The sequence below is a fragment of the Wolbachia endosymbiont of Glossina morsitans morsitans genome, from assembly GCF_000689175.1.
Lineage (GTDB): Bacteria > Pseudomonadota > Alphaproteobacteria > Rickettsiales > Anaplasmataceae > Wolbachia > Wolbachia pipientis.
In genome coordinates this window covers 1-2,412 of the sequence record NZ_AWUH01000004.1, presented here as the reverse complement: position 1 = coordinate 2,412, position 2,412 = coordinate 1, and the positions used below count along the sequence as shown (strand labels likewise).

Here is a 2,412-nt window from a genome sequence, read left to right as displayed (position 1 = left end):
CTTTTTAGGTCCATGAAATTCACATTATCTTGGTTATTAGAACACTTAGAAACCAATGCTAGTTTAGAAGAAATTACCGATAAATTAACTCACATAGGGTTAGAAGTAGAAGATGTGATCGATAATTCCAGATTGACTGGGTTTATTGTTGCAGAGGTATTAGAAGTCGTACCTCATCCAAATGCTGATAAATTAAAATTATGTAAAGTAAATGATGGAAGTAAAATTCTACAAATAGTCTGTGGAGCAAACAATGTTAGAGAAGGTATGAAAACTGTACTTGCATCTCTTGGTAGCACGTTGCCAGAAAGTGATCTCACAATTAAGTCCACAAAAATACGAGGAATGCTAAGTGAAGGGATGCTCTGCTCTGCTTCTGAACTTGCGCTGGTTCAAGAGGAAAGTGAAGGAATAATCGAGCTTTCCGATGATTATGAAGTAGGGGATAAATTTTTCAATTGTGACCCTGTAATTGATATAAATGTTACTCCAAACCGTGGAGATTGCTTAGGCATTTATGGAATAGCTCGCGACCTTGCTGCAACTGGAATTGGGACATTAAAGACTTTAAGCATTCCACAACTTACCAGCTCCATAAATTCACCAATCGATGTTGAAGTTACTGACGGGGAAAGTTTTATTAGTGGAATATACATCGCCAATGTAAAAAATCAAGAAAGCCCAAAATGGTTAAAAGATAGGCTGGAATCGATAGGAGTGCGCTCCATTTCTGCAATAGTTGATATCACGAACCATATTATGATATCTTTCAGCCGCCCAATGCACGCGTATGATGCAAAAAAAATAGAAGGAGAGCTCACAGTACGCAAAGCAAACGACGGAGAAAAATTTGCTGGTTTGAACGGTAAAGAACACTTATTAAACAAAGACATAAGCGTTATTGCAGGTGATAAAAATATTCATGGAATTGCTGGAATTATAGGTGGTAAGTGCAGTGAATGTACTCTTGAAACTACTGATATCTTTTTAGAGTCTGCTTGGTTCGCTCCCATCTCTATTACTAAATCTTCAAGGCAGCTCGGCATCTCCACAGACGCTAGTTACAGATTTGCACGTTCAGTTGATCCTGGATTTACTTTTGATGGACTCAACCTTGCAGCTAAAATGATTCTGGACTTATGTGGTGGAGAAACCTCAAGCGTAGTGTCTGCTGGCAGTTTAGATAGTGCTGACACCAAGGTGAGCTTTGATTATCAGGATGTGAACAAGTTTGGAAGTGTGTCTGCATCGCCTGATGAGGTGCTTGATATCTTAACGAAACTAGGGTTTAGTATTGATAAAAAAACCAAAGGCAATTGGAATGTACAAGTACCAAGCTGGAGACCGGACGTGACAATACCGGCTGACCTAATCGAAGAAGTAACAAGGATATACGGCTATGACAAAATAAAAGAAGAACCACTACCAAATAATGTTGAAGAAGTAGATAGTACATACGACAATTTGCGTATTTTGATGACAAACAGAGGGTTTCATGAAGTGCTAACCTGGTCGTTTATGAGTGAATCAACAGCTGAAAAATTTGGTTACTCGAATAAGTTATTTATCATCGATAATCCGTTTAACAATAGCTTTAATATAATGAGACCAAGTATTATGCCAAATTTATTGCAAGTTACTGCTGATAATATTGCCCATGGAATATCTGATCTTGCAATCTTCGAAATTGGGCCGCTTTACGATAGTGAAGCTCGGTCTAAACATGTTTTAAGTGGGATAAGAACAGGAAATAATTTACCGCGAAACCATTATAATACTGATAGAAAAGTAGATGTTTTTGACGCAAAGGCTGATTGCATAGCAGCTTTGGAGTTTTTTAACGTCAATTGTGATAATTTAACGATAGAGAGAGCAGAAAAAGAACATTATCACCCAGGAAAGTCAGGTACTCTCTCTTTTAAGAATAAAGTAGCAGGTTATTTTGGAAAGTTGCATCCTAATATATTAGATCTTTTTGATATCAAGCAAAAAGTTGTAGGTTTTGAGGTGATATTAGAAAATATTGAAAATTTACCTGTAAGTAGAAAGAAATTTATCGATTATAAGTACCAAAGTGTAAAACGTGATTTTGCATTTATTGCAAATAAGGATGTGAAAGTAGGTAACATAATCAATGTGGTAAAAAAAAGCTCAGAGCTCATCACAGAAGTTTTAGTATTTGACGTATACCATGGAAATAATATAGAATCGAATAGGATGTCTATAGCGTTGTCAGTTACTTTCTGCTCTCCAACTCACACTTTAACTGAAAAAGAGATCCAAAAAGAATCAAGTGCTATAGTTAATTTAGTATGTGAAAATACCGGAGGAACTTTGAGAACTTATCGTTGAGTCACAATCATAGTTTCCTGCCGTTGCTGTGTCACACTTACTTCATCCAATTTATTTCCA

The 2,412-nt window shown here is 36.5% G+C and carries 1 protein-coding gene; it reads left to right on the top strand.

The genetic code is table 11. From position 1 onward, the window contains the following. The first annotated feature begins 12 nt into the window (after positions 1-12). Positions 13-2,352, top strand: a complete 2,340-nt coding sequence (pheT, locus tag WGMM_RS00115) for a phenylalanine--tRNA ligase subunit beta (RefSeq protein ID WP_038248123.1) — start codon at positions 13-15, stop codon at positions 2,350-2,352. The last annotated feature ends 60 nt before the right edge of the window (positions 2,353-2,412 follow it).

Bases quoted from the DNA above. Each gene is read 5' to 3' on its own strand.
- pheT (WP_038248123.1), top strand. From the start codon at position 13: ATGAAATTCACATTATCTTGGTTATTAGAACACTTAGAAACCAATGCT.